The 23,435-nt window shown below is 59.1% G+C and carries 20 protein-coding genes; 7 read left to right on the forward strand and 13 right to left on the reverse strand.

Annotated features, from left to right (window positions below; all coding sequences use genetic code 11):
• The first annotated feature begins 9 nt into the window (after positions 1–9).
• Both BM151_RS07420 and BM151_RS07425 read left to right on the forward strand, forming a co-directional pair.
• Positions 10–489: a hypothetical protein gene (locus BM151_RS07420; protein ID WP_090059597.1), complete on the forward strand. Its 480-nt coding sequence runs from the start codon at positions 10–12 to the stop codon at positions 487–489.
• 12 nt (positions 490–501) lie between these two features.
• Positions 502–924, forward strand: a complete 423-nt coding sequence (locus BM151_RS07425; protein WP_090059599.1) for a DUF1036 domain-containing protein — start codon at positions 502–504, stop codon at positions 922–924.
• 370 nt (positions 925–1,294) lie between these two features.
• Here BM151_RS07425 and BM151_RS07435 read toward each other — a convergent pair whose 3' ends face one another.
• Both BM151_RS07435 and BM151_RS07440 read right to left on the reverse strand, forming a co-directional pair.
• The gene (locus tag BM151_RS07435) at positions 1,295–2,836 is read right to left on the reverse strand and encodes a GMC family oxidoreductase (RefSeq protein WP_090059600.1); all 1,542 of its coding nucleotides are present in this window, start codon (positions 2,834–2,836) and stop codon (positions 1,295–1,297) included.
• A complete protein-coding gene (locus tag BM151_RS07440) occupies positions 2,826–3,512 on the reverse strand; it encodes a FadR/GntR family transcriptional regulator (protein ID WP_177213057.1) in 687 nt (228 codons plus the stop codon). The genes BM151_RS07435 and BM151_RS07440 overlap by 11 nt, the downstream gene beginning before the upstream one ends.
• A gap of 245 nt (positions 3,513–3,757) precedes the next feature.
• On the opposite strand from BM151_RS07440, the gene ppaT reads away from it, so the two are divergent.
• A complete protein-coding gene (gene ppaT / locus BM151_RS07445; RefSeq protein ID WP_090059603.1) occupies positions 3,758–4,942 on the forward strand; it encodes a pyridoxamine--pyruvate transaminase in 1,185 nt (394 codons plus the stop codon).
• A 71-nt stretch (positions 4,943–5,013) separates the two neighbouring features.
• On the opposite strand, the gene BM151_RS07450 is transcribed toward ppaT, so the two are convergent.
• From BM151_RS07450 to BM151_RS07485, 8 genes are all read right to left on the reverse strand, one after another.
• A complete protein-coding gene (locus BM151_RS07450; RefSeq protein ID WP_090059605.1) occupies positions 5,014–6,051 on the reverse strand; it encodes a 2,5-dihydroxypyridine 5,6-dioxygenase NicX family protein in 1,038 nt (345 codons plus the stop codon).
• Between the two features lie 17 nt (positions 6,052–6,068).
• Positions 6,069–6,581 (reverse strand): flavin reductase family protein, encoded by a 513-nt coding sequence (locus BM151_RS07455; protein ID WP_177213058.1) that lies wholly within the window; start codon positions 6,579–6,581, stop codon positions 6,069–6,071.
• A gap of 2 nt (positions 6,582–6,583) precedes the next feature.
• Positions 6,584–7,684 (reverse strand): AbrB family transcriptional regulator, encoded by a 1,101-nt coding sequence (locus BM151_RS07460; protein ID WP_090059608.1) that lies wholly within the window; start codon positions 7,682–7,684, stop codon positions 6,584–6,586.
• Entirely contained in the window at positions 7,681–8,973 is a 1,293-nt protein-coding gene (locus BM151_RS07465; protein WP_177213059.1) for an amidase, read from the reverse strand. Before BM151_RS07465 ends, BM151_RS07460 begins: the two co-directional genes overlap by 4 nt.
• Complete coding sequence (locus BM151_RS07470) at positions 8,970–10,409, reverse strand: amidase (protein ID WP_090059611.1); 1,440 nt, start codon at positions 10,407–10,409, stop codon at positions 8,970–8,972. The genes BM151_RS07465 and BM151_RS07470 overlap by 4 nt, the downstream gene beginning before the upstream one ends.
• Positions 10,410–10,412: 3 nt before the next feature.
• Positions 10,413–10,883: a nuclear transport factor 2 family protein gene (locus BM151_RS07475; protein WP_090059612.1), complete on the reverse strand. Its 471-nt coding sequence runs from the start codon at positions 10,881–10,883 to the stop codon at positions 10,413–10,415.
• A 20-nt stretch (positions 10,884–10,903) separates the two neighbouring features.
• Positions 10,904–12,397, reverse strand: a complete 1,494-nt coding sequence (locus BM151_RS07480) for a 4-hydroxyphenylacetate 3-hydroxylase N-terminal domain-containing protein (RefSeq protein WP_090059614.1) — start codon at positions 12,395–12,397, stop codon at positions 10,904–10,906.
• A 542-nt stretch (positions 12,398–12,939) separates the two neighbouring features.
• Entirely contained in the window at positions 12,940–13,497 is a 558-nt protein-coding gene (locus BM151_RS07485; protein WP_177213060.1) for a hypothetical protein, read from the reverse strand.
• 15 nt (positions 13,498–13,512) lie between these two features.
• Here BM151_RS07485 and BM151_RS07490 point away from each other — a divergent pair, with 15 nt between their 5' ends.
• From BM151_RS07490 to BM151_RS07505, 4 genes are all read left to right on the forward strand, one after another.
• Complete coding sequence (locus BM151_RS07490; RefSeq protein WP_090059617.1) at positions 13,513–14,547, forward strand: putative B6 ABC transporter substrate-binding protein; 1,035 nt, start codon at positions 13,513–13,515, stop codon at positions 14,545–14,547.
• Between the two features lie 64 nt (positions 14,548–14,611).
• Positions 14,612–16,195: a putative B6 ABC transporter ATP-binding protein gene (locus tag BM151_RS07495; protein ID WP_090059618.1), complete on the forward strand. Its 1,584-nt coding sequence runs from the start codon at positions 14,612–14,614 to the stop codon at positions 16,193–16,195.
• A 77-nt stretch (positions 16,196–16,272) separates the two neighbouring features.
• Positions 16,273–17,274, forward strand: a complete 1,002-nt coding sequence (locus BM151_RS07500; RefSeq protein ID WP_218151343.1) for a putative B6 ABC transporter permease subunit 2 — start codon at positions 16,273–16,275, stop codon at positions 17,272–17,274.
• 1 nt (position 17,275) lies between these two features.
• Positions 17,276–18,208, forward strand: a complete 933-nt coding sequence (locus BM151_RS07505; protein WP_090059621.1) for a putative B6 ABC transporter permease subunit 1 — start codon at positions 17,276–17,278, stop codon at positions 18,206–18,208.
• 292 nt (positions 18,209–18,500) lie between these two features.
• Here the strand turns inward: BM151_RS07505 and BM151_RS07510 are convergent, their stop codons facing one another.
• From BM151_RS07510 to BM151_RS07520, 3 genes are read right to left on the reverse strand one after another with little or no spacing between them, the layout of a single operon-like run.
• Entirely contained in the window at positions 18,501–19,616 is a 1,116-nt protein-coding gene (locus BM151_RS07510) for a hypothetical protein (protein ID WP_090059623.1), read from the reverse strand.
• A 14-nt stretch (positions 19,617–19,630) separates the two neighbouring features.
• Positions 19,631–20,731, reverse strand: coding sequence for a hypothetical protein (locus tag BM151_RS07515; RefSeq protein ID WP_090059624.1), 1,101 nt, complete (start codon positions 20,729–20,731; stop codon positions 19,631–19,633).
• A gap of 12 nt (positions 20,732–20,743) precedes the next feature.
• Positions 20,744–23,419, reverse strand: coding sequence for a hypothetical protein (locus BM151_RS07520; RefSeq protein WP_143093064.1), 2,676 nt, complete (start codon positions 23,417–23,419; stop codon positions 20,744–20,746).
• Positions 23,420–23,435 lie beyond the last annotated feature (16 nt).

The following is a 23,435-nucleotide window of genomic DNA, read 5'->3' on the forward strand; positions in this document are numbered from 1 at the left end:
GCAGAACAGATGATTTTCAACAACCCATTGATATTCGGCCCCTTCCGCATGAACGCCCCTATACCATCACACCGACAGTTCTCTCTTTTCATGCGCCCGGTCGTGATCGGCCTCAGCGCGGCGTTTTGTGCCTCTGCATCTGCCTCTGCCACGGCATCAGTGAAAGTCAGGCTTGAAAGCACCTGCGATGCGGAAATGTATGTCTATCTCCGGTATCGTAACAAGAAAGACGAATGGCGCAATGCAGGGTGGTATACGATGGAGCCTTACGAGAGCTTCTATATCAATTCTGACGGACCGGTTTTGTCGAACAATTTGATCTTTTATGTCTACGCAGACACCAAAGACGGTCGCGGTTTCTTTTCGCGAACACGTGAGAATGATGACCACATATTGAAGATGCGCAACAGCAAAGCGTATCTTCCTGCTTTGAGACTCGTGGGGCAGCCATATGACGATTACATAAACGTATCAGTCGGCTGCGAGTGAGGAGACGTGGCAATGACGAAATATCTTTCGAACGGTTTTTGCCTCCTCACGCTTTGCGCGAGTGTCCTGTTTCCGTTACCCGGGAATGCAGAGCGTAATTCGAACCGCACCCGCACGATCGTACTTGTGAGCGATTGTACCTACGAAGAGATGGAGGTTTTCATCTCCTATTCTCCGCAGCCGGATTACTGGCGCAAGGACGGCTGGTGGCGCCTTTCGCCGGGCAAGCGCGCGATTGTGACGGGGAATGGTCACGATCTTTACCATCGCGACAATGCCGCAATCTACTATTATGCAGAGAGCCCAGCCAGCGGCGTTCGGGTCGACGGCTATCACGGCATGAATTTCGATGGCGAGCATTTTGAAGGCGGGGAAGCCAAACGCCTTTTCCGTGGCAATTATGTTGAAGTCCATGTCGGCTGGAAGGGGTGTTGAGGGGGCTGTCAGACGAATTCGACCCCGTCTCAACCTGGACAGTGAGACTGCTCTTTTTCAGCACAAAAACCGCGCCACCCGGCGAGAGCAGCGGCGCGGTTCAGTTTGAAATTGTCTCGACGGTAGAGCGCCCGCTCCTGATTGAAATGGTTGTGGACGGAAGCATGAATGGCGGTGAATTTCTGCAAACGTCACATTTGCCTGCAGCAACGCATCGCGCATCCCCGCCAAACGAATAATCTTAGGGCTGGTTTTGAAGCCGCGAAACGGTCAGCATTCGGTCATAGCCTAAGGCCACGTGACCGCCCTGCTCAATCGAGTTTCTCCTGACAGCCCCCATCGTCTGGCATAACCGCCCGGCGTTATATTTCTAGGCCTTTGAAATGAAATCCGAAGCAAAGCTTTCCGCAATTGCCATCACGACGGCATGGATCGGACCGGCCGTGATTTCGGGGATCACGGAAGAGTCGACAATCGACAGGTTGTCGAGACCGCGCATCGCAAGGCTTGCATCGACAATCGACTCTTCATCCGCCCCCATGCGACAGGTGGCAACCGGGTGATGATGCGTGATGACGGCCTTTGCGATAAAGGCATCCATCGCCTCTTCACTCTCAAGATCACTGGCCGTCGGATGCATTTCCTCGGCCATCCAAGGCACAAGCATTTTGCTCCGCCCCACCATCCGCGCCCGTTCAAGCGCCACGCGGAACAGGTGGCGGTCTCGCTCTGTCTGAAGATAGTTCGGGTTGATCACCGGCCGATCCGAAAGCTCCGGCCCCGTGATGTAAAGCGCGCCACGGCTTGTCGGGTTCGTCACTCCGAACAAGAGCGTGAACCCTTCCCCCAACTCGGGCGCGGTTAGCATTTCGGATGCGCTCGGGGCAGCAACGCAGCCGACCACGATATCGGGGCGCCCGGTCGTTTGGGCGGGATCTTCCGCTTGATAGCTCAGCGACTCGGAAATCTGCAGCTTGGACGGGCCGACATGTTGTTTCGCACGATAGATATTGCCTGCACCAAGCAGGTGGTCGTGCAAATTCTTACCAAGCTCACGTCGCTCGAGGACACAATCAACCCCCGCTGCGCGCAGCATTTCGGGATCGCCGACGCCCGAGCGCATCAGGGTAAGCGGGCTGCCAATGGCCCCCAGCGACAGGATCACATGATCGCCTGTGTAGAGTTCGAACTCATCGCCACGCTGAATTTCTGCCGCTTTGACACGCGTACCTTCCAGAACCAGGCGACGCACGGGGCTATTTTTGACGATGGTGAGGTTGGGACGGGCACAGACCTCTTCGGTCAGCCAGGCATCCGCGACACTCACGCGCCTGCCATCCCGGATCATAAGCGCATTCGGCGCGGTCCCGATCAGCTCGCGACCACAATGGTCATGCAGGCGCGGCATGCCAAGTTCGACCCAGCCATCGATATAAGCCCGCACGAGCGGATGGGTTTGCCCCGAAGGCAGCATGATCGGCATAGGCCCATCACCGCCGTGTAGCTCATCGCCCCCCGTGCTCCAGCTCTCGGTCGCCTTGAAATGCGGCAGCAGCCCTTCGAAACTCCAGCGGTCATCTCCGGTCAATTCCGCCCAACGCGCAAAATCCTCGGTATGACCACGCACGTGGAACATCGCGTGAAGATTGCTGGACCCACCCAGCACCCTGCCCCGCGCCCAGCGGTGGACGCGCCCCGCCGTTCCGGGTTGCGGCGTTGTCTCGAAATCCCAGTCAAAATCGCGGCCCTGAATAAACGGCCACATATCCGGTTTCGCGATGTCGGGATCTTTCGCCTCTTCGCCGGCCTCAACCAGCGTCACCTGCACATCCGGATTTTCACTCAATCGTGCTGCAAGAATACAGCCTGCCGACCCGCCGCCGAGGATCAGGATATCAGCGTCATGCGGCATCGCCAGACCTCAGCCCAAGCCCCATCAGCTTGCGCTGCGTGCGTTCAAGATGTTCATACATTGCCTTTTCTGCCGCCAATGCGTCGCGGTCAGCGATTGCTTCCGCGATCCGTTGGTGTTCCTCATCGCGCATTTTCACGCGCGCGTCAGTCTTTTGTTCGTCCGCATCGCTATCGGTAAATCGCAGCCGCGCATCGTTTTGAACGCGGTGCAAAAGGATATGCAGTTCCGACGCAAGACTGTTGCGAGAGCCGGCCGCAACCGCCCGGTGGAAATCCTGGTCGGCCTGTGCGGGGCTCACTTCTTTCGGCGAATGGGCCGTCTGCAAAATGCGGGCGATCTCGTCGGGAGACGCCCGAAGCGCCGCCAGACGCGCAAGAGCTGGCTCGATCATGAGACGCATCTCCATGACTTCGAGCGGATTGGTCGACTGCACCAGCTTCGTGTCGGTCGAACGCGCCTCAGAGCTGGCCCGCCGGCCGCTTTTGGCAGGCGTGAGCTCCCCGCTGTCGCGAAGCGTTTTCAAAGATTTGCGGAGCGTGTGACGGGAAACCCCGAGTTGCTCGGCCAAAATGCGCTCGGGAGCAAGCTCACTTGCGTCCTTCAGCATGGAGCGCAGTTGTTCCGTCACCCCCGTCGCCTTATCCACATTTTTTTCTGTTTCCTGCTCACTCATGCAAACTTGTCCTCCTCGGGATCCCGGCACGTCACACATCGTCCCTCCAACCAGTGTCAGATCAGCGGGGGTCGTCAATATTTTCGTCAATACTGGTGGAATTTTCAGCGCGCCGCAACCAAAAAAACATAAATGGTCAAATTATGGTTGAGTTTGGTTGAGCACTTATGCCTTGGTGTAGATGCGCGGTTTTTTTCCAAATCTCACAAGAGGTTTTAGGCCGCTCTGACAACAGGAAGACATTCATGACACATACCCAGAAGGCCGCCGAGGTCCCCGCGCTTTTCACCCTCACGACCGGACCGGTCAATTGTTACCCCGAAGTGCTCTCTGCGCTGGGCAAGCCCGTGCTTTACGACTACGATCCGGCATTCATGGCGCTCTATGAGCGCGTCATGAAAAAACTCGGCAAGGCGCTGCGTGCACCGGACGTCCCGATCGTCCTTCAGGGTGAGCCCGTACTTGGACTGGAGGCGGCCGCGCATTCCCTTGTGGCGCCTGACGACAAAGTCCTCAATCTGGCCTCTGGCGTTTACGGCGCTGGTTACGGGGAATGGTTGAAACCGCGTGCCGAGTCGTTTCACGAGATCCGAACCTCTTACAACGATGCCATTGACCCGAAAGCGGTCGAAGCGTTCCTTGCGCAGAACCCTGACACCGCTGTCGTGGCCATTTGCCATCACGACACCCCCTCCGGGACCATCAACCCGATCCAAGAAATCGGTCAGATCGTACAGAAACACGGTGCGCTTTACGTCGTTGATTCCGTCTCTGCCTGGGCTGGCGTCGAAGTGGACATTGAAGCCTGCTGCATTGATGTCCTCGTGACCGGCCCCAACAAATGCTTGGGTTGCCCGCCCGCCCTGTCCATCCTGACCGTGTCCGAAAAAGCCTGGGCCAAGATGGAAGCCAACCCGACCGCTCCACGCGCCTCGATCCTGTCCATTCTCGACTGGAAAGACGCATGGAAAGCCTCCGAGGGCTTCCCCTTCACCCCCTCCGTTTCGGAAATTTACGGGCTTGAGGCCGGGGTCGATCGCTATCTCGAAGAAGGACCGGAAGCCGTCTGGGCGCGCCATGCCAAAACGGCAGAAGCCATGCGGGCTGGCGTGAAAGCCATGGAGCTCGATCTTTGGGCCGCACGCGAGGAGATCGCCTCCCCGACCTGCACGACGATCAAACTGCCCGAAGGCGTGGACGAAACCGAATTGCGCAACAAGATGAAAGAACAATACGGCGTGGTGATCTCGTCCGGGCGCGCGGAAACGTTCAACAAGCTTGTGCGCGTCGGCCACATGGGGCCAACGGCCTATCCGCTCTACAGCATTCTGGCGCTGACGGCTCTGGGTGGCGCATTGAGCGAGATCATGAACAAACCGATGGATATCGGTGCAGCGGTCGCCGCAGCTGAGGCCGTCATCAGAGGCTAAACCCTCCGCAACAGAGCAACACGAAAGGCGGCCCCGAGAGGCCGCCTTTTTCCTTGATAGCTGACTGAGACTTAGTCGTGGACGACAACGCCGTCTTTGGTCATCGGCACGCCATCCAAAGACAGCGAGCAGCCCCGCAGCGGAATATCGAGGTGACAGGGCGTGTCGCGCGAACCGCCGGCCTCCGTATTCGGCCCGGTCGAGAACAGGAAGTTGCCCGCAAAACAGCGCGCATCCATCGACAGAGCCGCCTCGCGATCATAAAGCCCCAGCGTCGTCCAGTTCGCCCGGTTCTCCAACCCCCAGCCGACATGCGCCATCGCATAAGCATCCGGATCGTTGAAGCTGTCCATGAAACTCTTCATGTACTCCGCCGTCCAGCCCCCTTCGATTTTCGTGACGAACCCTTTCTCGATGGTGAGATAGATCTTGTCGGCTGCGTAGCGCTTGAACGGGAGCAAAATATCCCCCTCATCAATCACGATCAGCCCTTCAGCGGAGCCTTCATCGGGCCAGCGTGCAATCATACAGCTCGGCCAGTGATCCCAACGCCCCGGCTCATCAGCCAGGCCGTATTGCAAGAGCACCGGGTACTGACCGAGCTTGCAACGGAAATCCGTTCCGGCTTTCGAGGTGACGGTCATTTCCTTGGCGGGTTCCATGTATCTATTGGCGGCGATCACCTTGTTCTTCGCTTCCGGCGAGGGGATCATCCGCAGCATGGTTTCCGGCGGCTCGACGGCCAGAAGCATACGTGTGCCAGACTTCAAAATCTCTTCCTGCTCATGGGAAAAGAGCAGTTGCAGCGTATCAACCACAAGATCGGCCGCCTTGAGCGCAGCCAAGGCAGACGTATTCACCCCCAGCTGGGTCGTCTGTCCGACATAGCCAGATTTGTCGCGCGACAGCGCTTTGTCGCCATTGATCATAGGCAGATTGATCATTGTGATGATCCCGCCCAAAAGCCCTGCGGCTGTGCGCGCGCATTCGACGATCTGCATGTTACTGTCATCGGACGTGAGGATCGCGACCTGTTCGCCGGGCTTGAGCTGGCACTGTTCCAGCACATTTTTCCAAGCGATGACGAAATCTGCGTTACTGATCGACATAAGTCTCTCCTAGAGCGTTATTTGAGGGCGCCGATGGCGTGAAAGCCACGGTTGAAATGCAAAAGCGGTGTCCGGTCGGGATTGGTCGCGGCCTCGCAGACCTCACCGATAAAGATCGAATGACTGGCCGTTTCGAGGGTCTGCGTCAGCTTGCAGGCGACAGCCGCCTGCGCAAAGGCGTAGGCCGGCGCACCGACACGGGTTTCGATCCATTCGAAGCCTTCGAATTGATCCGCGCCGGTTTTCCCGGTCATACCGGCAAAGCTCTCCGCAACATCGCGCGCCTCTTCACAAAGGACATTCACACAGAAATGGCCGTTTTCCACGATGGCGTCATGCGCCTGCCCGTTGCGATTGACACAGACCAAGACCGTCGGCGGGTCCATCGTGACCGAGGTAAAAGCCGTTGCGGTCAGACCACGACGCCCGGCGCCCTGGCCTGCGGTGATCACGGTGACACCAGAGGCATAGAGCCGCATCGCAGATTTCAGACCTTCGGTGACATCAGCTTCGGGAAAAATCGTCGACATGATCATGTCTCATTCCTTGTTGGAGCATTGTTGTGCCAGATTGGCAGGCGCATCAACTGGTCCACGATGAATGGGCCCAAGAGCACCACGGTGAACATGCGAACGGTCTGAAACGCGAGCACCGCCGCCACATTCGCCTTGGTCGCGATTGCCACCAAGGCCACGGTTTCGATACTGCCCGGAGCCGCGGCGAGAAGTGCGGTTTTCATATCAAGATCCGTCACGGCCATAAGGATCAGACCAAGACCTGCGCTGATGATGATCAACACCAGAGAGGAAATGACCACCGCAGGAATTAGACGCAGAACATGGCCCAACACATCGCGGGTGAATTTGAGCCCGACCTCGAGGCCGATAATCCCGAAAGTCGCGAGGATCAGCACATTGGGCATCTGAAGATGCATCCACCCCGTCGCCTCGACAATTGCGCACAGGATCATGGGAATGAGCATACCGGCCGCCGGGAGCGCCTTGATCCGAGCCGCAACAAGCGCGAGCGCCGCAAGAGCAGGCGTGAGGATCGGCGACAGTGGCGAAATCTCTCGCTCCGGCAGTTGCCCCACCTGACTATCCGGCAGGAAGGATGCAAACAGAGCCACGGAGATTATGACGGAGGCCAATCGCACATATTGCATCAACGCCACGATCCGAGCATCTGCGCCGCGTTCATTCGCGATGATCACCATGGCACCCGACATGCCCGGCAGGCTGCCATAGACAGCGACATCCTCGGGAATGCCGGTCAGACGGTTCATGATCCAGCCGATGGAGAATGCGACAGTCAGGGTCGCTAAGGTCAGGACGAGAAGCAAAGGCCATTCCTGCACCGCATCCACAAAGATCGCGGGAGACATGGAGGTCGCGATAAAGACCCCGGCGGCCCCTTGCGCCAGAAGATAGGCCGGACGCGGAACGCGTAGCGGGCTGCCTCCTGCACCGAACGCAATCCCTGCGATCATGGCCCCCAGCAGCGGAGCCGCCGGAAAGCGGATCAGTCCGAGCATCGCCGCGAGCGCAATCGCACAGGCGAGAAGAGCAATCCATTGCGCGCCCCGCCGCACATCGGCCGAAGCGATGCGCTCTAATGGGTTGAAGCCACTCATACCGGCTCCTTAACCACGTCCAGAGCGGCTTCCACGAACTGCGCAGCGGCAAGCGTACGTGCATCCTCGCCGCGCCGCCCGATGACTTGCACGCCAACCGGAAGGCCATTTTCAAAATATGCAGGCACGCTGAGCGCAGGCATCTGCAAAAGCGTCCAAGGCGTATTGAATGTCGGTGCGCCCGTGGAGCTCAAACCTTTCGGGGCCGTTCCCGGCGCAGAGGGGGCGAGCAGAACGTCGACATCGGCCATCGCCTCGGCCAGCGCTGCGCGCACAGCAGGCAGGGCGGCACACGCCTTGTCATAGGCGGGCGCATCAACCAACGCCTTTTCGGTCAGAAAGTCTCGGGTGGTTTGTGTCAACTGATCCCACAGGACCGTGCGTTCATAGGACAACGCGCGCGTCACTTCCCAGCCCATCACCGCGGCATGAAGCTCGTGCGTCGAACCAAAATTCGCAGGCACCTCAATCTCGACAACCGTACCTCCTGCCGCTTCGATCCGCGCCACGGCACGCTCAAGCGCCGCAGCGGTCGCGGGGTCTGCGGCATCGAAAGGCGGCGTCCGGAACAGACCAACGCGAGGGGCGGTTGAAAGCTCATCAGACAGTACAAGCCCCGGACGGCCCGCGAGCACGGACGCCACCAGTGCGGCATCCCGAACGGTGCGCGTCACAAGCCCAAGCGTGTCGAGCGAATGCGCCAACACCTTGACCTCGGCAGGCTCCAGCAACCCGAAGGACGGCTTATATCCGACCACGCCACAATAAGAGGCCGGGCGGATGATCGAGCCTGCCGTCTGGGTTCCAAAAGCCATCAGAGCCATTCCGGCCGCCACTGCGGCGCAGGAGCCGGAGGAAGAACCGCCCGGCGTATGCTCCAAATTCCAAGGGTTGCGGGTTTTTCCCGGACTCGCCATGGCAAATTCGGTCGAAACCGTTTTGCCGAGGATCAATCCACCTGCCGCTTTGGTTTGTGTCACGCAGGGGGCATCCCAGAACGGGCGACGCCCCGCATAGGCTTCCGAGCCGTAGCCCGTCGGCATATCCGCCGTGTCAATCACGTCCTTCACACCGACCGGCAGGCCAGCCAAGCGCCCGGCCTCTTGCGCATCAAGCGCATCTGCTGAGGCCCGCACCAATTCAGGGTCACAATGGATATAAGCCCCGAGATCTTGGTCCTTCTCGGAAATTCTCTCCAGATAGGCCTCCGCCACGTCGCGATGACGGACTTTGCCAGACTGAACCTGAGCAATCAGGCTGGTTGCGTCGCATTTCAAAAGATCGTTCATGCCAACAACTCCGACAGGTTCGGGCGCAGGCCGCCCCATGGCGCGGCCCGTTCGATTTGCCCGGCCACAGAGAACAACAGGTTTTCGCCACCGAGCGCTGCGCCGAAATGCACGCCGATCGGCAAGCCCTCGTCCGACAGCCCAAACGGGATGCTCATCGCCGGGAAACCAGACGCATTAAAGGCGCATGTGAACGGGCTATGCGCCCAGAAGCGGTCATAGAACGCATCCAAGCCCGGCGCTTCACTCGACATCTCCCCAATTTTGGGCGGCAGTTCCGCGCTTGTCGGAGACATCAAAAGATCGAAACGCTCGAAGAACTGACCAAGACCACGCGCCGTCGCGTGCAGCTGGTTGACCGACGCGAGATAATCCATGCCCGTCAGCGTCAAAGCCTTGCGGATCCATTCCTCATTCACGGGTTCGAGCTCAGCAATAGGATCCTCGATCCCGAGCGCACGGCCCCGCGCCAAGACGGCTGCGGCGACATTCACACCGGGAATGACTTGCCATGCGGTTTTCAGAGCCTGCGCATCATATCCGGCATCGGCGACGATCTCGACATGGTGGCCCAGGCTTTCCATCAATTTGGCAGCTTCCTCGCACCGCGCCCGCAGCTGCGGGTCCACAGGCGTCCCCAAAGGAGAGTCCAAGGTCAGCCCGATCCGCAACTTCTGCGGATCACGGTTCACAGAAGCAGCATAGCTTTCGGTTTTCACCGGCTGTGCATAGGGATCGCCGATATCAGCTCCACCGGACACATCCAGCAGCGCCGCACTGTCTCGCACCGTTTTGGTCAACGCATGGGGCGTCGACATCCCGGCAATTCCTTCGACGGCGACAGGCCCCAGAGGGTTGCGCATCCGGCTCGGTTTAAACCCGAAAAGCCCTGTATGCGCAGCCGGAAGACGCGTTGAACCCGCACCGTCGGAACTGTTGGCGAAGGGGACAAGCCCCGCCGCCACCGCCGCCGCAGAGCCGCCCGAAGACCCGCCTGGGCCATGCTCCAAATTCCACGGGTTGCGCGTGACGCCAAATTCGCGCGGTTCGGTTGCAAAACTCAGTGCGAACTCCGGTGTGTTCGACTTGCCAAGCACCACGATCCCTGCCGCCCGGTAGCGGGCGACCAGCGTACAATCGGATGGATCGACATGACCTTTGAACAGACGGCAGCCCGTGGACATTTCCATGCCACGCACCGCGATGCCGGTATTCTTGACCAGAAAGGGAACCCCCTTGAACGGCCCCTCCGGCAGCCCCGCGTCGATATCGGCCTCGGCCAGATCGAAATGAGGATGGACGATGGTATTCAGGTGAGGTTCCAGCTTTTCGATACGGTCCATCGCCGTCTCGAACACTTCTTTTGCAGAAACCTCTCCGGTCCTGACAAGGGCGGCAACGCCGGTTGCGTCCAGCCTGTCATATTCACTGAGCATGTCTTATCCGATCTGGGCAAGGAAGACGTCCTTGTCCCAATAGTCTTGTGTCGTCTCGATTTTTCCGTCCGCGACCTTCAACAGGTGCAGACCATCAATCGCCACTTGCTTGGACAGCTGTGCCGACTGGTTTTCTTTGGGGCGCGGTGTGAACGTGCCTGTCATCCGATAATTGACCGCCAGCCAATCGCCTGAGCGGATTACCTCTTTCGGCGACCAGACGACGTCCGGCAGCATTCGGAAGAACCCTTCGAGACCGTCCTGCAATGCAGCCGTCCCGCAGCGGCTTTTGCCCATGGCAATCTCGTCATGTCGGCCATCTTCGGCATAAAGCGCGGCCGCAGCGGCAGCATCATGGGCATTGTAGGCGGCATAGAACGCCTCAAGCACAGGGTATTCGGTCATTGGTGTTCTCGATGGAATTTCGATGAAAGAAAAATGTGGCGCGCCCACATCAGGGACGAGCGCGCCCATGCGTCATGGATTGGAAGGGGTCACCAATCCATGCCGGAGATGGTCTTGACCTGATCCACGAAAGCTTCGCGCTTAACTTCATCAAAGAGACGCGCACGCAGGCGCGGAGCCGGCGAAGAGTTCACGTTCTCGAACAGAGCGACACGACCGGCAAGAGAGCCGCTGGTCATATCCCAGATGAAGTTCATCAGCAGTTCTTTCTGCATCGCGCTCACACCGTGGCCCGGCAGAAGATCGTTGAGATAGTGACCGATATCCGGGTTCTCAAAGGCGGCTTTGCCAAAGCGCATCACGAGCCCCTGACCACACATTTCCTGCAGCGTGTGAATGATCCGCGGATAATGTTCGATCGAATACAGGCGACCTGCGGTCAGCATCGACACATCCGGCGTCACGACACCCGAGCTCAGAAGTTGCGGCGTGGCTTCGGCAGCGACCACAAAAGCCCGCAGGGTTTGAGCATATTGGATCAGCTCGCCCAGCATTTGCTGAACCGCTGGGATTTTTCCCGTGCCAAGCACATCCAAAACGAGTTGACCGGCTCCGACGAAAAGCTCCGCCTTGACGGCCATACGGGTCAGCACGTGCCAATGCGCGAAAACGGTCGCACGGCCGTACCAGGACATGCCATCCGGGTCGCCGAGGTTGAAGATGCGTTCTTTCGGGACGAAGACATTGTCGAACACGATGAACTGGTCTGCCTCTTCCCCCATGGAGGACACAGGGTGGTCGAATTTATCGGCCCCCGGCTGAGATACCATCTCGCGAGAGATCATGCGGATGCCGTCGGCATTGATCGGAACGGCGCCCCAAACACAAGCCTCTGGCGGGGTCGTGGTCAAACCACCGAGGTTGGTGAAAAAAATGTCATTGGCCTGCGCCGCAATCGAGCCCACGGTTTTTGCGCCGGAGACATAAATACCGTCCTTCGTCGCCTTTTTGACGCGCAGGAACGCCATTTCGGCGGCCTTGGGGTTGGAACGGTCGGTCTGCGGCCCCGCCAAGCTTTCGGACGCGGTCAGGTTGGTGTTGCGACCGAAATCCATATAGGCTTCGATGTTTTCCGCGAAATCCGGCTCACAGCCATCGATCATGGATTTTTTCTCTTTGAAAACATCCTGATAAGCCATCAGGCCTGCAACGATCGCGGGCGAGAGATCCGGCGGACGTCCAAAAGTCCCTGCGGTTTTGAGGCTGGTATATTCAATCATCTTGCGGCGGTCAGCGAGTTCTTCGACAGTGGTCGGAAGCTGCCAGGCCCGGCTGACGACCTCACCGGTTTTCGGATCCAGATAGGTTGTTGCCTCTTCAAATTCCGGCTTGAACTGATCGTCAAACATGTCTGCGATCAGATCGACACCAGCGGCCAGCGCGGGCTCATCCGTGACTTTGTCGAGTTTCTTCCCGCCGATCCAAATTTGGCGACCATCATCGAGCGAGGCCTTGAATTCTGCGCCAGTCTTGAGGCGATGCGCGGGCTTTGCCGCGTCGGTGGATGTTTGTTGCACTGTCATAACGTCTCCTGAACGTCCCTGTTGGTGAGGGGCGGCTGTGCCCTAAGGCGACCCTGCCGTTTGCTGACCGAAGTCTGCGATAGGGTCAGGTTGCGCGGTCAACCCAAAAATCGCAACCAAAAAATAATGGTTGAGCAAAAAAACTGAAAAAATTTTACCGGGATGCGAAGAATCTCATCAAACCCGTTGGGGCATTTTTCTAAAATCGCCCATTTTTTTCACAATTATCCGCCGAAATGACGTAATTTGGTGGAAATTTATGCGATCAGCCTCAACCATTTCCCAACAGCGCACTTTCAACCATTAAAACGGTTGAGACTTATTGACGACCAAAAGTCGGGCGATATGGTTCAGTTGAATTGGTTGATTGGTTCGCACATGACTGCGCGAACCGGAACAAGGCCAAGAAACGCCCACGCACACTCTCAGACTGTAGTCCATTAGGAAAGGTCCCCGAGCGACATGACCATCCGCGCGCCAAAGCAGAGCATCGAGCATGCGAACGAGACCCGGCACATGGCCAGGCCTCTTCGCGCAACGGCTCAGCGTCGCGTGCATTCCGTCTGCGCCGCCTCGTCCAGAACCGCACCTGCCGGTTCTGCAGCGCAAGACAAGATCATGTCATTCTCTGCTTCACCGGCCCGCCGTTTGAGCGGCATTTCGAATCGGGTTTCCCAACTCCGCCCTGCCACGCCGCACCACAGACGCTCAACCGGCATCTGGTCTCCGATAGGGTTGAGCAAGAAAACTGCGCCGTCTTCCGGGTTCGACCAAAGCGTCGCGGACAAGGTCACACCATGGGCCGCCTGCCCCAATTCCAAAGAATACCAATGCGCCAGCTTCACGTTACAGCTGAGCGGCAATTCTCCCGTGTTTTCAATGCTGAACGCGACAGATTCCAAACCTTCCGTTCCCCGGTCCGGCGTCGGCCCGTGGCCCTGTGCAACGGCGGGAGCCGTGCCGATGGCAACGAAAAGAGCGGCGGTGAAAATGCGGATGAGTTCAGTCACGGGAAAAGCCTCTTGTGGGGGAAAGAAATTCGATGCGCGGCTGCGCAACGATGGAACCGGAAACGGAGAACTAAAAAAAAGATTTGTCAACAGATGGAGTAAATCATGACAAACAGGACCACCAAAAGCGCGGTACGGCTGATCTCAGCCCTTGCGCTCGCCGCAGGCCTTGGCACCTCCGCCCTGGCCGAAGAGATCACCAGCATGGCGATTCTGACGCCTGAAACCGGGACGGATTTCGGCTGGAACCAACAGGGCATCGACGGCGCGAAAGCCGCCGGTGACGCGCTTGGTGTCGACGTGATCGTGGCCGAAAACCTCGGTTATGGCGACGTCCGCCCGACTCTGCGTGAGCTGGCCGAAGAAGAACCCGGTCTGATCATTGCACACGCCAGTGGCTATAACACAGCGGCTCCGGAAATCGGTGCGGAAACCGGCGTGAAAGTGGCCATCGTTGACAGCCCGAGCGCTTTGACCGAAGGCGCCGTGGTCGATTATACTGCCTCCGGCCATGAAGGCTCATATCTCGCTGGCGTTCTGGCCGCGAAAATGACCCGCTCCGGCACGGTCGGGATCGTCACCTCCGGTGAGCCGCCGTCATGGAACTCCCAGTCCGCAGCCTTCGCCGAAGGCGTCAAAGCCACCAATCCTGAACTCGTCATTCGTTATGCGGTGATCGGACCGGCTGCTTACTCTGACGCTGCGGGCGGCAAACGCGTCACTGAATCCCTGATCGCTGCTGGCGCCGATATCATCTTCGGTCAAGGCAACGGTTCGTCCTTCGGCATGCTACAGGCGGTTGAAACGACTCCGGCTGCAGATGGCGGCAAAGTCATGTTCATCGACGTGATCGGCGACAAGACCCCGATCGACAAAGGCTACCTTCTGTCGTCCGTGCTCTGGAACCTGATCCCGGTCTACGAGGCCATGATCGAAGATATCCGCGCCGACAAATTCGGCACCCGGAACTACGGCATCAATCTCGCAGACGGTTCTGTTGCCCTGCTCAAAAGCCCGCAGATCCCCGACGATATTTGGGCCGAGGTGATGACGGTCAAGGATCAAATCGTGTCCGGCGAACTGACCATCGAACCGAAATTCGATGCTGAATCCGTCCATGCGCTTGTGACCGGTGAGTGATCTCGCCTGATAAAATTCGGACGGGCCTTCGGGCCCGTTCCGCCTATTTCCCCCGGAGACGACCATGTTAGACGCACACCCTTCCTCGCCCTCGACGACACCGAGCACGGAGGCGCCCCCGATCGTCACCTTTGAAGGTGTGACCAAGCGCTATCCCGGGATTATCGCAAACGACAGCATCGACATGGAGTTCCGCGCCGGTGAAGTGCATGTTCTGCTCGGAGAGAACGGCGCCGGGAAATCCACCTTGGTCTCCATGCTGTCCGGCCTTCAACAACCCGACGACGGGCGCATTCTGATCGACGGGGTGGAAAAGCCAATCTCCTCTCCTGCAGAGGCCCTCGATATTGGCATCAGCACGGTGTTCCAGCATTCGATGCTTGTCCCCAGCCTGACCTTGGTTGAGAACGCGACGCTCGGTCGAAAATGGTGGCAACGCCCGGATCGCTCCGGCACGGCCAAGGCAATGCAGGACGCCGCAAAACGGATCGGCGTCACACTCGACCCGATGGCTGTGACCGGCGATCTGTCGCTTGGGGAACGCCAACAGGCAGAAATCACCCGCGCCCTGATGCGCGGTGCGCGTTTTCTGATCCTTGATGAAGCAACCGCCATGCTCACGCCCAACGATGCCGCGCGTCTTGGAGAGTTGATGCGACGTCTGGCAGCAGAGGGGATGGCCGTCGTTTTCATCACCCACAAACTCAACGAAGCTGTCGCCTATGGGGACCGCATTTCGGTTCTGCGCCTCGGCAAGAAAGTCGGCGGGCTCAGCCCGGAAGACCTCAAGAGCCTTGATGCCCAGGAAGCAACCAATCAGGTCGTGCGCCTGATGTTCGGCACGCGGGACACCACTGCGAGCGCGGATCAGAAACCGGACATGTCGACAGTTGATCGCGGTGCAAAACCCTCGCTTGAAGTGTTGGCGCTTTACGCGGACGCCGCGCGCGTGCCGCTCTCCAACCTCGAATTCAAAGTCTGGCCGGGGGAAATCCTCGGGATCGCCGGGATTGATGGCAACGGACAAAAGCAGCTCGCTGCCGCGCTAGCGGGGCAGGCTCCGATCAGCGATGGCCGGATAGTCCTGGACGGCGCTTATATTGATCGCCTCTCCATCGGACAGCGCCGCGCAAAAGGGCTACGTTACGTGACCGACGACCGGCTTGGCGAGGGCACCGTGGGCGGTTTCCCGATGTCGATCAATCTGTTGCTCAAGGAAATCGGCCGAATGCCTTATTGGCGCGGCGGGCTTGAGCAGCCGGAGGCCATCCGAGAGAACGCCCGGCAAAAGGTGAAAGATTTCGACATTCGCACCCCATCCATCGACACCCCGGTCGGCAAATTGTCCGGTGGCAACATCCAGAAGGTTCTTCTGGCCCGGGAATTGTCGGGCAGCGCGCGCGTCGTGATTTTTGAGAAACCGACATACGGGCTTGATCTCGCAAATATTTCCGCGACCCAAATGCGGATCAGAGAAACCGCACAGAACGGTGCTGCGGTCATCCTGATTTCAACAGAACTCGACGAGCTCCTCTCCCTCAGCCATCGCATCGCGGTGATGGATCAGGGGGGGATCGCAGGCATTGTCGAGAACACAGAAGATGCGCGCCACAAGATTGGCGAACTGATGAGCGGAGTGGAAAAATGAGCGCGGACACGATGACAGACACCGCCCAAACCGGCAATTTGCAGAGAAAACTCCACGCCATTTCAAACACATTGTTGATGAGTCTCGGCCCTGTGGCCGCGGCCTTCGTACTCTCCGGCGTCATTCTACTCATCCTTGATGTAAATCCGTTCTCCTACTACGGATATGTCTTCGGGCGCGGGCTACTCTCCCCAACCGGGGTGCAAGCCACCCTGACCCGGATGGGCCCCTTGTTGCTGATTGCGGCCTCGTTGATCGTGGCCTTCCGCGCCGGGATCTGGAACCTTGGCGGCGACGCACAATTTCTCGTCGGCGCCGTGTTTTGCGCGGCATTCACCCCGCTGATGGCCCCGCATGTGCCCGTTTGGATCGGGCTTCTCGCGGGTGCAGCGATTTCGGCCATTTTCGGCGCGCTATGGACATTGGTTCCGGCCTTTCTGCGCGCCTATCAGGGGCTGAACGAGATCATCACCACCTTGATGATGAACTTTCTGGGCATTTCTCTCGCCTCGGTTCTGGTCAAACTGGTCTTCCTCGACCCGAACACCACTGTCCCGCAGACACGTACGCTTGCCGTCGAGGATCGCCTGCCGACCCTGTTCGGCACCACGATTTCCAGCGGGCTTATCATCGGCCTCGTCGCCATTCTCGCCGTGCATTTCATGATGACCAAGACCGCTTTCGGCCTGCGACTTCGCGTCGTCGGAGGCAATGCCAGCGCCGCCGTCCATGCAGGCCTTGCCGTGCCGCTTCTGACCGTAGCGGTGTTCGCCATTTCCGGCGCTCTCGCCGGACTTTCCGGCGGCGTTGCGATCCTTGGTCAATATGGCAACGTGCGTGCCGACTGGAACCCGGGCTACTCACTGGCCGTTGTCCCGCTTGTGTTCCTCGCCCGTTTCAACGGCTTTGCCGCGATCGGCTTTGTCGGCCTGTTTTCCATCATGTCAATCGGGGCTGAAAGCGCGGCACGCCGAACCGGCGTCCCCAACTACTTTACCCTCGTCACCATCGGCATCCTGCTCGTGATGCTGGCCATTTCCGAATACTACGGCGCCAAGCGCCAGAAAGCTGGGGCGTAAGATGACCCTTTTCACCGATACATTCCTCATTGCCCTGATTGCGGGCATGGCGGCCTCTGGCGTGCCTCTTCTCTTGGCTGGGCTCGGCGAACAACTTTCGGAGAAAGCTGGCGTTCTGAACGTCGGTATTGAAGGCATGATGCTCGGCGGCGCTTACCTTGGCTTTTACATTGCCTGGGCGACAGAAAGCGTCGGTCTCGGTTTTGTCGGCGGGGTTGCAGGCGGCATTCTGGTTGCCGCTTTGATGGCCCTGTTCTGTGTCCGCATGGGCCTGAACCAGATCGTCATCGGGATCGCCCTCACCTTGGGAGCCGAGGGGGCGACAGCACTGCTGCACCATGTGCAGTTCAGCCGCCTCTACCCCCGCCTCCCCGATGTTGCCACCTGGCGCATCCCGGTGCTCGCAGATATCCCGATTGTGGGCCCTGCCCTGTTCGACCGGGAACCCGTCGTGTACCTCGCCGTCGCCCTCGTCCCGTTTCTCGTCTACGTTTATCGTCGGACGCATCTCGGACTGGCCCTGCAGGCTGCCGGTGACAAACCTGCCGCACTCGACTCTGCCGGGCAGAACGTTCTCATCATCCGAAGCTTTGCCGTTCTGGGCTGTGGCGCGCTTGTCGGGCTTGGCGGCGCGTTCATGTCCATCGTCGGCGCAGGCGTGTTCGTCCCGTTCATGTCCCACGGCAATGGCTTTATTGGGATCGTTCTGGCGATGTTGGCGCGTGGCCGCCCGCTTTGGGTGCTGCTCGGCGCAGCCCTGTTCGGAGCCTGCCTCTCTGCCGCCACGGCCCTTCAGGTTGCCGGCGTCGACATTCCCACGGATGTTGTCCAAATGTTGCCCTTCCTCGCTGTCATGGCCGTGCTTCTCATTGCGGGCCGCAACGCCAAACTCCCTGCGGCGCTCGGTGCAGCGTATGTCCGGGGGGAAAGGTAATCTTCCGAGTCCATTTCTCCCGCACGGCGATGGAGCAAAGTGCAACACAAAAAGGACCGCAGAGAACGGTGCTGTCAGACGGGGTCGAATGCGTCTGACAGCACCTGCAGACCCAATCCTCTCAAAGAACGCATTGGCGTGAAATTGCTTGTGCCAGACGCATTCGAACCCGGTCTCTGTTTGCGGGAAACGACTGTCCTCAGGCCGCGCCGGGCTGGCGCCGCTGGGCAGCGCGACGGCACCTATAAATTACGAACCAATTGCCCTCGAACACCTGACGTCATTGCTGTTCCTATTGCCACTCGGGTTTCCACTTCGAGGGATGGAACGTGTTGGCGGGAACTGCGGTTCGGTAATTGATGTCACTTACAAACAGCCCGCCTCTTCGGAATGCTTCTGTATAGAGATCGAACTGAAGCTGAAGGTCGGCGATAAGCTGCGGCGGCATTTTCGTCAGCCCGGCCCTTTTCAGCGCCTCGATATGGGCGTCCCATATCTGCTGGGGTGAGAAATGCTGCACCAGCTCGTAGGGGATAAGTTCACGCAGGGCCTGGGTCTTTATGCTGTGGATATACGGCGTTTTCTGTCCGCGGCCCTCCAGCAACCTGGCGGCATGGGGGCTCTTGGCCACCACCATGGTTGGCCCCTGCGAGGTGATGTCGACAATGTAGTTGCCGCGCGGGTCGTTCCGGATGACATGCTGTTCGAACACGTGGTCCCCCTCGGCGAATGTGCCCAGGGTGCCCCTGCGCACGCTGTTATAACTGTCCTTGAGTTCCAGCCATTCCGCGTAGGGTATGGGCCCGCGGCGGACGAGTCGGCCAAACTCGATGGCTTCACGCGAGGTGATATCAATCAGCACGCCTTTCGGCCGCAGAGCCTTTAGCTGAACGATATAATCGTCACCCAGCAGCTGCTTGAGGCGGGATTTTCCCTTTGCGCTGCCAGTAGACAAAGCCCAGCTATAGGCATCCTTGACCTTTGGCGGTTTGCCCTGAGTGAACGCGGTCTTGCGGGTCTGGGCCGCGTATTTGTTGTATTGGCGGCGCATGATGGCATCGGAAAAGTTTGTCAGCCCCGGCTCGAACACAGCGGGAATTCCGAACAGGTGAATTTCGGTCTGAATGCGTTTTTCCAGACCCTTCAACCGCGCCCGTTCCGTGATTTCGACAATCTGTTTCAGAAAATCACGCCCATAGGTGTTCGGCAGAAGCAGGGATTTCTGCGCGAGTTCCAGCAAATCGTCGGCCTCGCGGGCGCTCAGGCCGGCCACGGCATCGATCATCTCGTCCGAGATGTGATCGCTCAGCGCACCGATGGCTTTCGGGTCAAAGGCATCGCCTGCCTTCATCCCGACCCGCGCCGCCGCCGACAGGGTGGCAAGGGTGACTTTTCCTCTGGGTGCCATGGTTTACGACCCGATCACTTCAATTTCAGTGCGCCGGGCAGCAGCACGCCCGCGCCCAACACCAACATGTCTGTGCCTTCCACCTTGCGGCCAAAGAAATCTTTTCCATAGGCCGCGCCATAGGCAAGCTGGCCCAGATCATAGATCGTGCCCGCGACGGGAAGCGACCCAAGCACGGTATCGGCCAGCGTGATGAACAGCTCCTTCAGGGCCTTTTCCCATTGCAGGTCATCATCCAGGGTCGAGGAATACGTGCTGTTTTCTTCGAACGCTGCAGCTAAGTCATCCGTAAGATCATCCAGAGCGGGGCCAAGTTCCGGCACCTTCCCGATGGGAAACCTGACCGACTTTACATTGCTCAGCTTCTTGTCCGGGACAGTTCTGTAGGATCGCTGCACGTATACATTGGACGAATGGATAACCGGCAGTCCGAACGGAGGTTCCTGCAGGTATTCGATGATTTCCTCGAACCAGTAGGCGGCGGGTTTCAGGGGATCCTTGATCCTGATCCTGATCTGGAATTCCCCAAGCACCTGGTGAAACATGATGCCGTTCATTTCCGGCACCACGTGCAGGATCAGTTCGCGCCGGTTCCGGCGGTGATCATAGTTGCGCGAAGGTCCAAGGACATAGGGCGGCGGCAGGATGTCAGCAGGGCGAATGCGCGCCGTGTCATCCTGCACGACAAAGCCCGTTTGCGGGCGATAGATCTGGATGATCGGATGCCCCGGCCCAACCAGGATATCTCCCTGGTCCTCGTAGTTTTCCAGGCCATAGGTGCCGTGTGGAAATTTCAGATCAATCGGATAGTAGGAATCGGTCTTGAGGTGAAACCGGGACGAGTCTCTGATGCGTTTGAACCCGTAGTTGTCGCTGGTCTTGGCCGTTATCCGAACCGACCGCCCCGCCACGATCCGCAGGATCGGCCATTCGCGTTGCCCGCCCGGCTTGACCAGTTCCCAGTAGAACGGGCGCAAACCGGTCTTGCGCCATGGCGTGCCTTTCAGCTGCAGTTCAAGGTGATATTCGCCAGTGTCGATCCACAGCACCGCCGTCCCCTTGCTTGGGTCGGTCTGGTGAACGATTTCGTTGACGATTGGAGGTGCATTTCCCATGTCCGGCGGATCTCACGGCTGTTCGTCGGGCTCGCCGGTGATGGGGTTCCACGACGGCAGACCCGGCTTGGCGGCATCACGCAACATCACAAAACTGGTGGGCCGAACGATATCCCACTCGGCCGGATTGTCCGGCGGCCACAAGCGTTCGTTGCCCGGCGCCCCGTCCTGCGACAGGCGTTCGTCGACATAGGATAAATAGCCCGGACTACCCATCGAGGGCATGTCATTGCCGCCATACACTTCCCGGGTTTCCATGTAGTGCTTGACCAAATCCTCGAACCCCGGCGTCACCGGCACCTGGACCCGCGCGGCCCCGGCCCGCAGGAATTCACCGAATTCGTGATCGGCATGGGTTTGCAGTACCGTGCTCTTCCATTCCGAGCGCCGTCCCCAGAAATAGGGATACAGGATCGACGTCATGTGTTCCCATTCAAACGCCTGCGACAGGAACCTGATTTCCGGGCCCGACGTGTCAAGCTGATCCAGATCCGGGATCGGGTGCAACTCTTCGGCGGGCGCGCCACCAACCGCCAGTTGTCTGATCAGGTCAAAGCTTGGCGGGTCGTTCCGCATGATCGCTATGGCCGCGCGCTGAAGCTCGAACCGGATCATCCGCTGCAATCGCCGATGCGTGCCACTGGGGATGTTCACATCGCGATCGGTATCCAGCGCGTTGGCCTGTTGCACGGCTGTCTCAAAGTTGCGGCGCATCCTTTCATAGGCTTCGGTCACCTTGCCAAACGCCTTCAGCGCCCATTGCCGCTTGTATTCATCCGTTACCGTGCACCGAACCACCACCGTGATGGTGATCGACGAAAAATTGTCGGCGTTAAAGGCAACGGGTATCTGCGGCCCGTTGATACCGTTCAAAGGCAGGTTGATCTGCCGGCTTGCCAGATTTCCATCCAGCTCGTTTTCGGGGATAAGCCAGGTCTCGGTCTGATCCGCGATCGAAACACCGCCATTGGGTGAAATGTCGCCTTCGGTCTCAACGCTGATCGCAATGTCAGCCGTATCGGCAACGTAGCCGTCGGGGATCGAGACATCCTTGCTTGCCGCCAGTTTTGCGCTGTTGCCCTTGCCGGTCTGGCTGGCAGCGTAGGAAACCGTTTGCTCGTCCTTGGGTTTTGCCGGGATGTCGAACACGCCAAAGGCGCGGATCACCTCCTCCAGCCGGTCGCCGATATTCTCAACCGTCAGTTCGCCATAAAGGTCGGCATCCGGCTCGAGCAGCGGGATCCTTGCCTGCGGTTGCGACATCGACAGCGCCCACAGCAGGGCAGCCGGTTCCGGCACGATCAGGTCATAGAGGTCGCGTTCACCATAATTGTAAAGCCTCGCGCGACTGACTTTTTCGAGATACTGATAGATGCCCGTCACATGCGCATCTGCGGTTGGCGGCACCTGCGACGTGCGGAAATCATCCTGTGTCGTTTCCACCCTGAACAGCGTCCTGCGGGAATATTGCCGGGTTTCCTGGGTGCGCTCAATCGCCCGCCGAATGGTTTCGCGGGCAAATTCCTGCGCGCGCTCGGCGCTTGTTTCGGTGGACTTGTCATAGGCCACCGACCCCTCGGCCGTGATCTTGGTCGGCCCGCGGCTGGAAACCGTGACGCTACCCGCGGTGGCCAGATCCTCGCGCACAATGTCGGATGCCGCGTTCCTGACCGCCGTGCTGTCGGCTTTCTCGACCTCCTCGACATTTTCCGAAATGCTTTCAAATCTTTCGATGAACTCTTCTTCACGCGTGGCGCGCCGGGTTTTGCGCGCCTCAAGCGTTTCGCCGATCATCGTGTTCGATATGTATTCGATATCCGCAAGGCGATAGCCCGTCAGCGTTTCCTTGACCAACAACAGGTCGCTGCGGCCCGCCGGTTGCAGCAATGACGGGCCCCGGTCCTGTTCCTGGTCCGGCGTGCCACCGGGTGCCATGCCCGGATGCGCAACGTCCCAGGCCAGAGCGTCGATCCCCAGATCAGCCAGAAAATTCCGGGCCTCGGCCCCAAAGGATGCCACCGGGCTGCTGCGGGCCGGGCCTGCGACATCGGCCATGACCGGAACGCCCGAGATATGCGTCAACGCCAGCCGTGGCCGCCGGGGCCGGGCGGGCACAAAGTGGTTGCGCAGTCGCATGACCGCACGTTCAACTTCGGAATTGCCTTGCCCGCCAGCCGCCGCAAAGCGCGTCTCAATCAACACCCGCGCGCGTTCCTCGCTGCCAGCCAGTCGTAGCACGTCATCTATTGCCGCCAGCAAGCCCTTGGGCAAACCGGCCCGCACGCCCGGAGCCGATGGGTCAGAGACGGTGTTTTCAACGCCAGTGCCGGACAATGCAGCAGGGATCACGAAAGGCGCGGCCAATACGTTGCCCAGCCAGTTTCCCTGATCAGCGGCGGGCTTGTCGAACAGCGCCACACACAGCCTCAGCAACTCTGCCAGCCGTCCGATTGGCCGGGGTTTTCCCAGCCTCGCGTATTTCAGAACCAGCAGCGCATCGTTCAAAAACGCGCGCCAGTCCTCGGCCTTGAAACGCTGGTCGAGGGTTGCGAAGTCAAGTGCCAGAAGGTCTTGCACAAACCTACGCAACGCAGCCTGATCCGAGGGCATTTTCGTATCGTCCAGCCCCTTCACAGCCTGATTTGCAGGCATCAGCACATCCCGCACACCGGGCAGGTTTTCAATCAAGCAACCGGGCCCCATG

Source organism: Celeribacter neptunius, from assembly GCF_900113955.1.
GTDB classification, from domain to species: domain Bacteria; phylum Pseudomonadota; class Alphaproteobacteria; order Rhodobacterales; family Rhodobacteraceae; genus Celeribacter; species Celeribacter neptunius.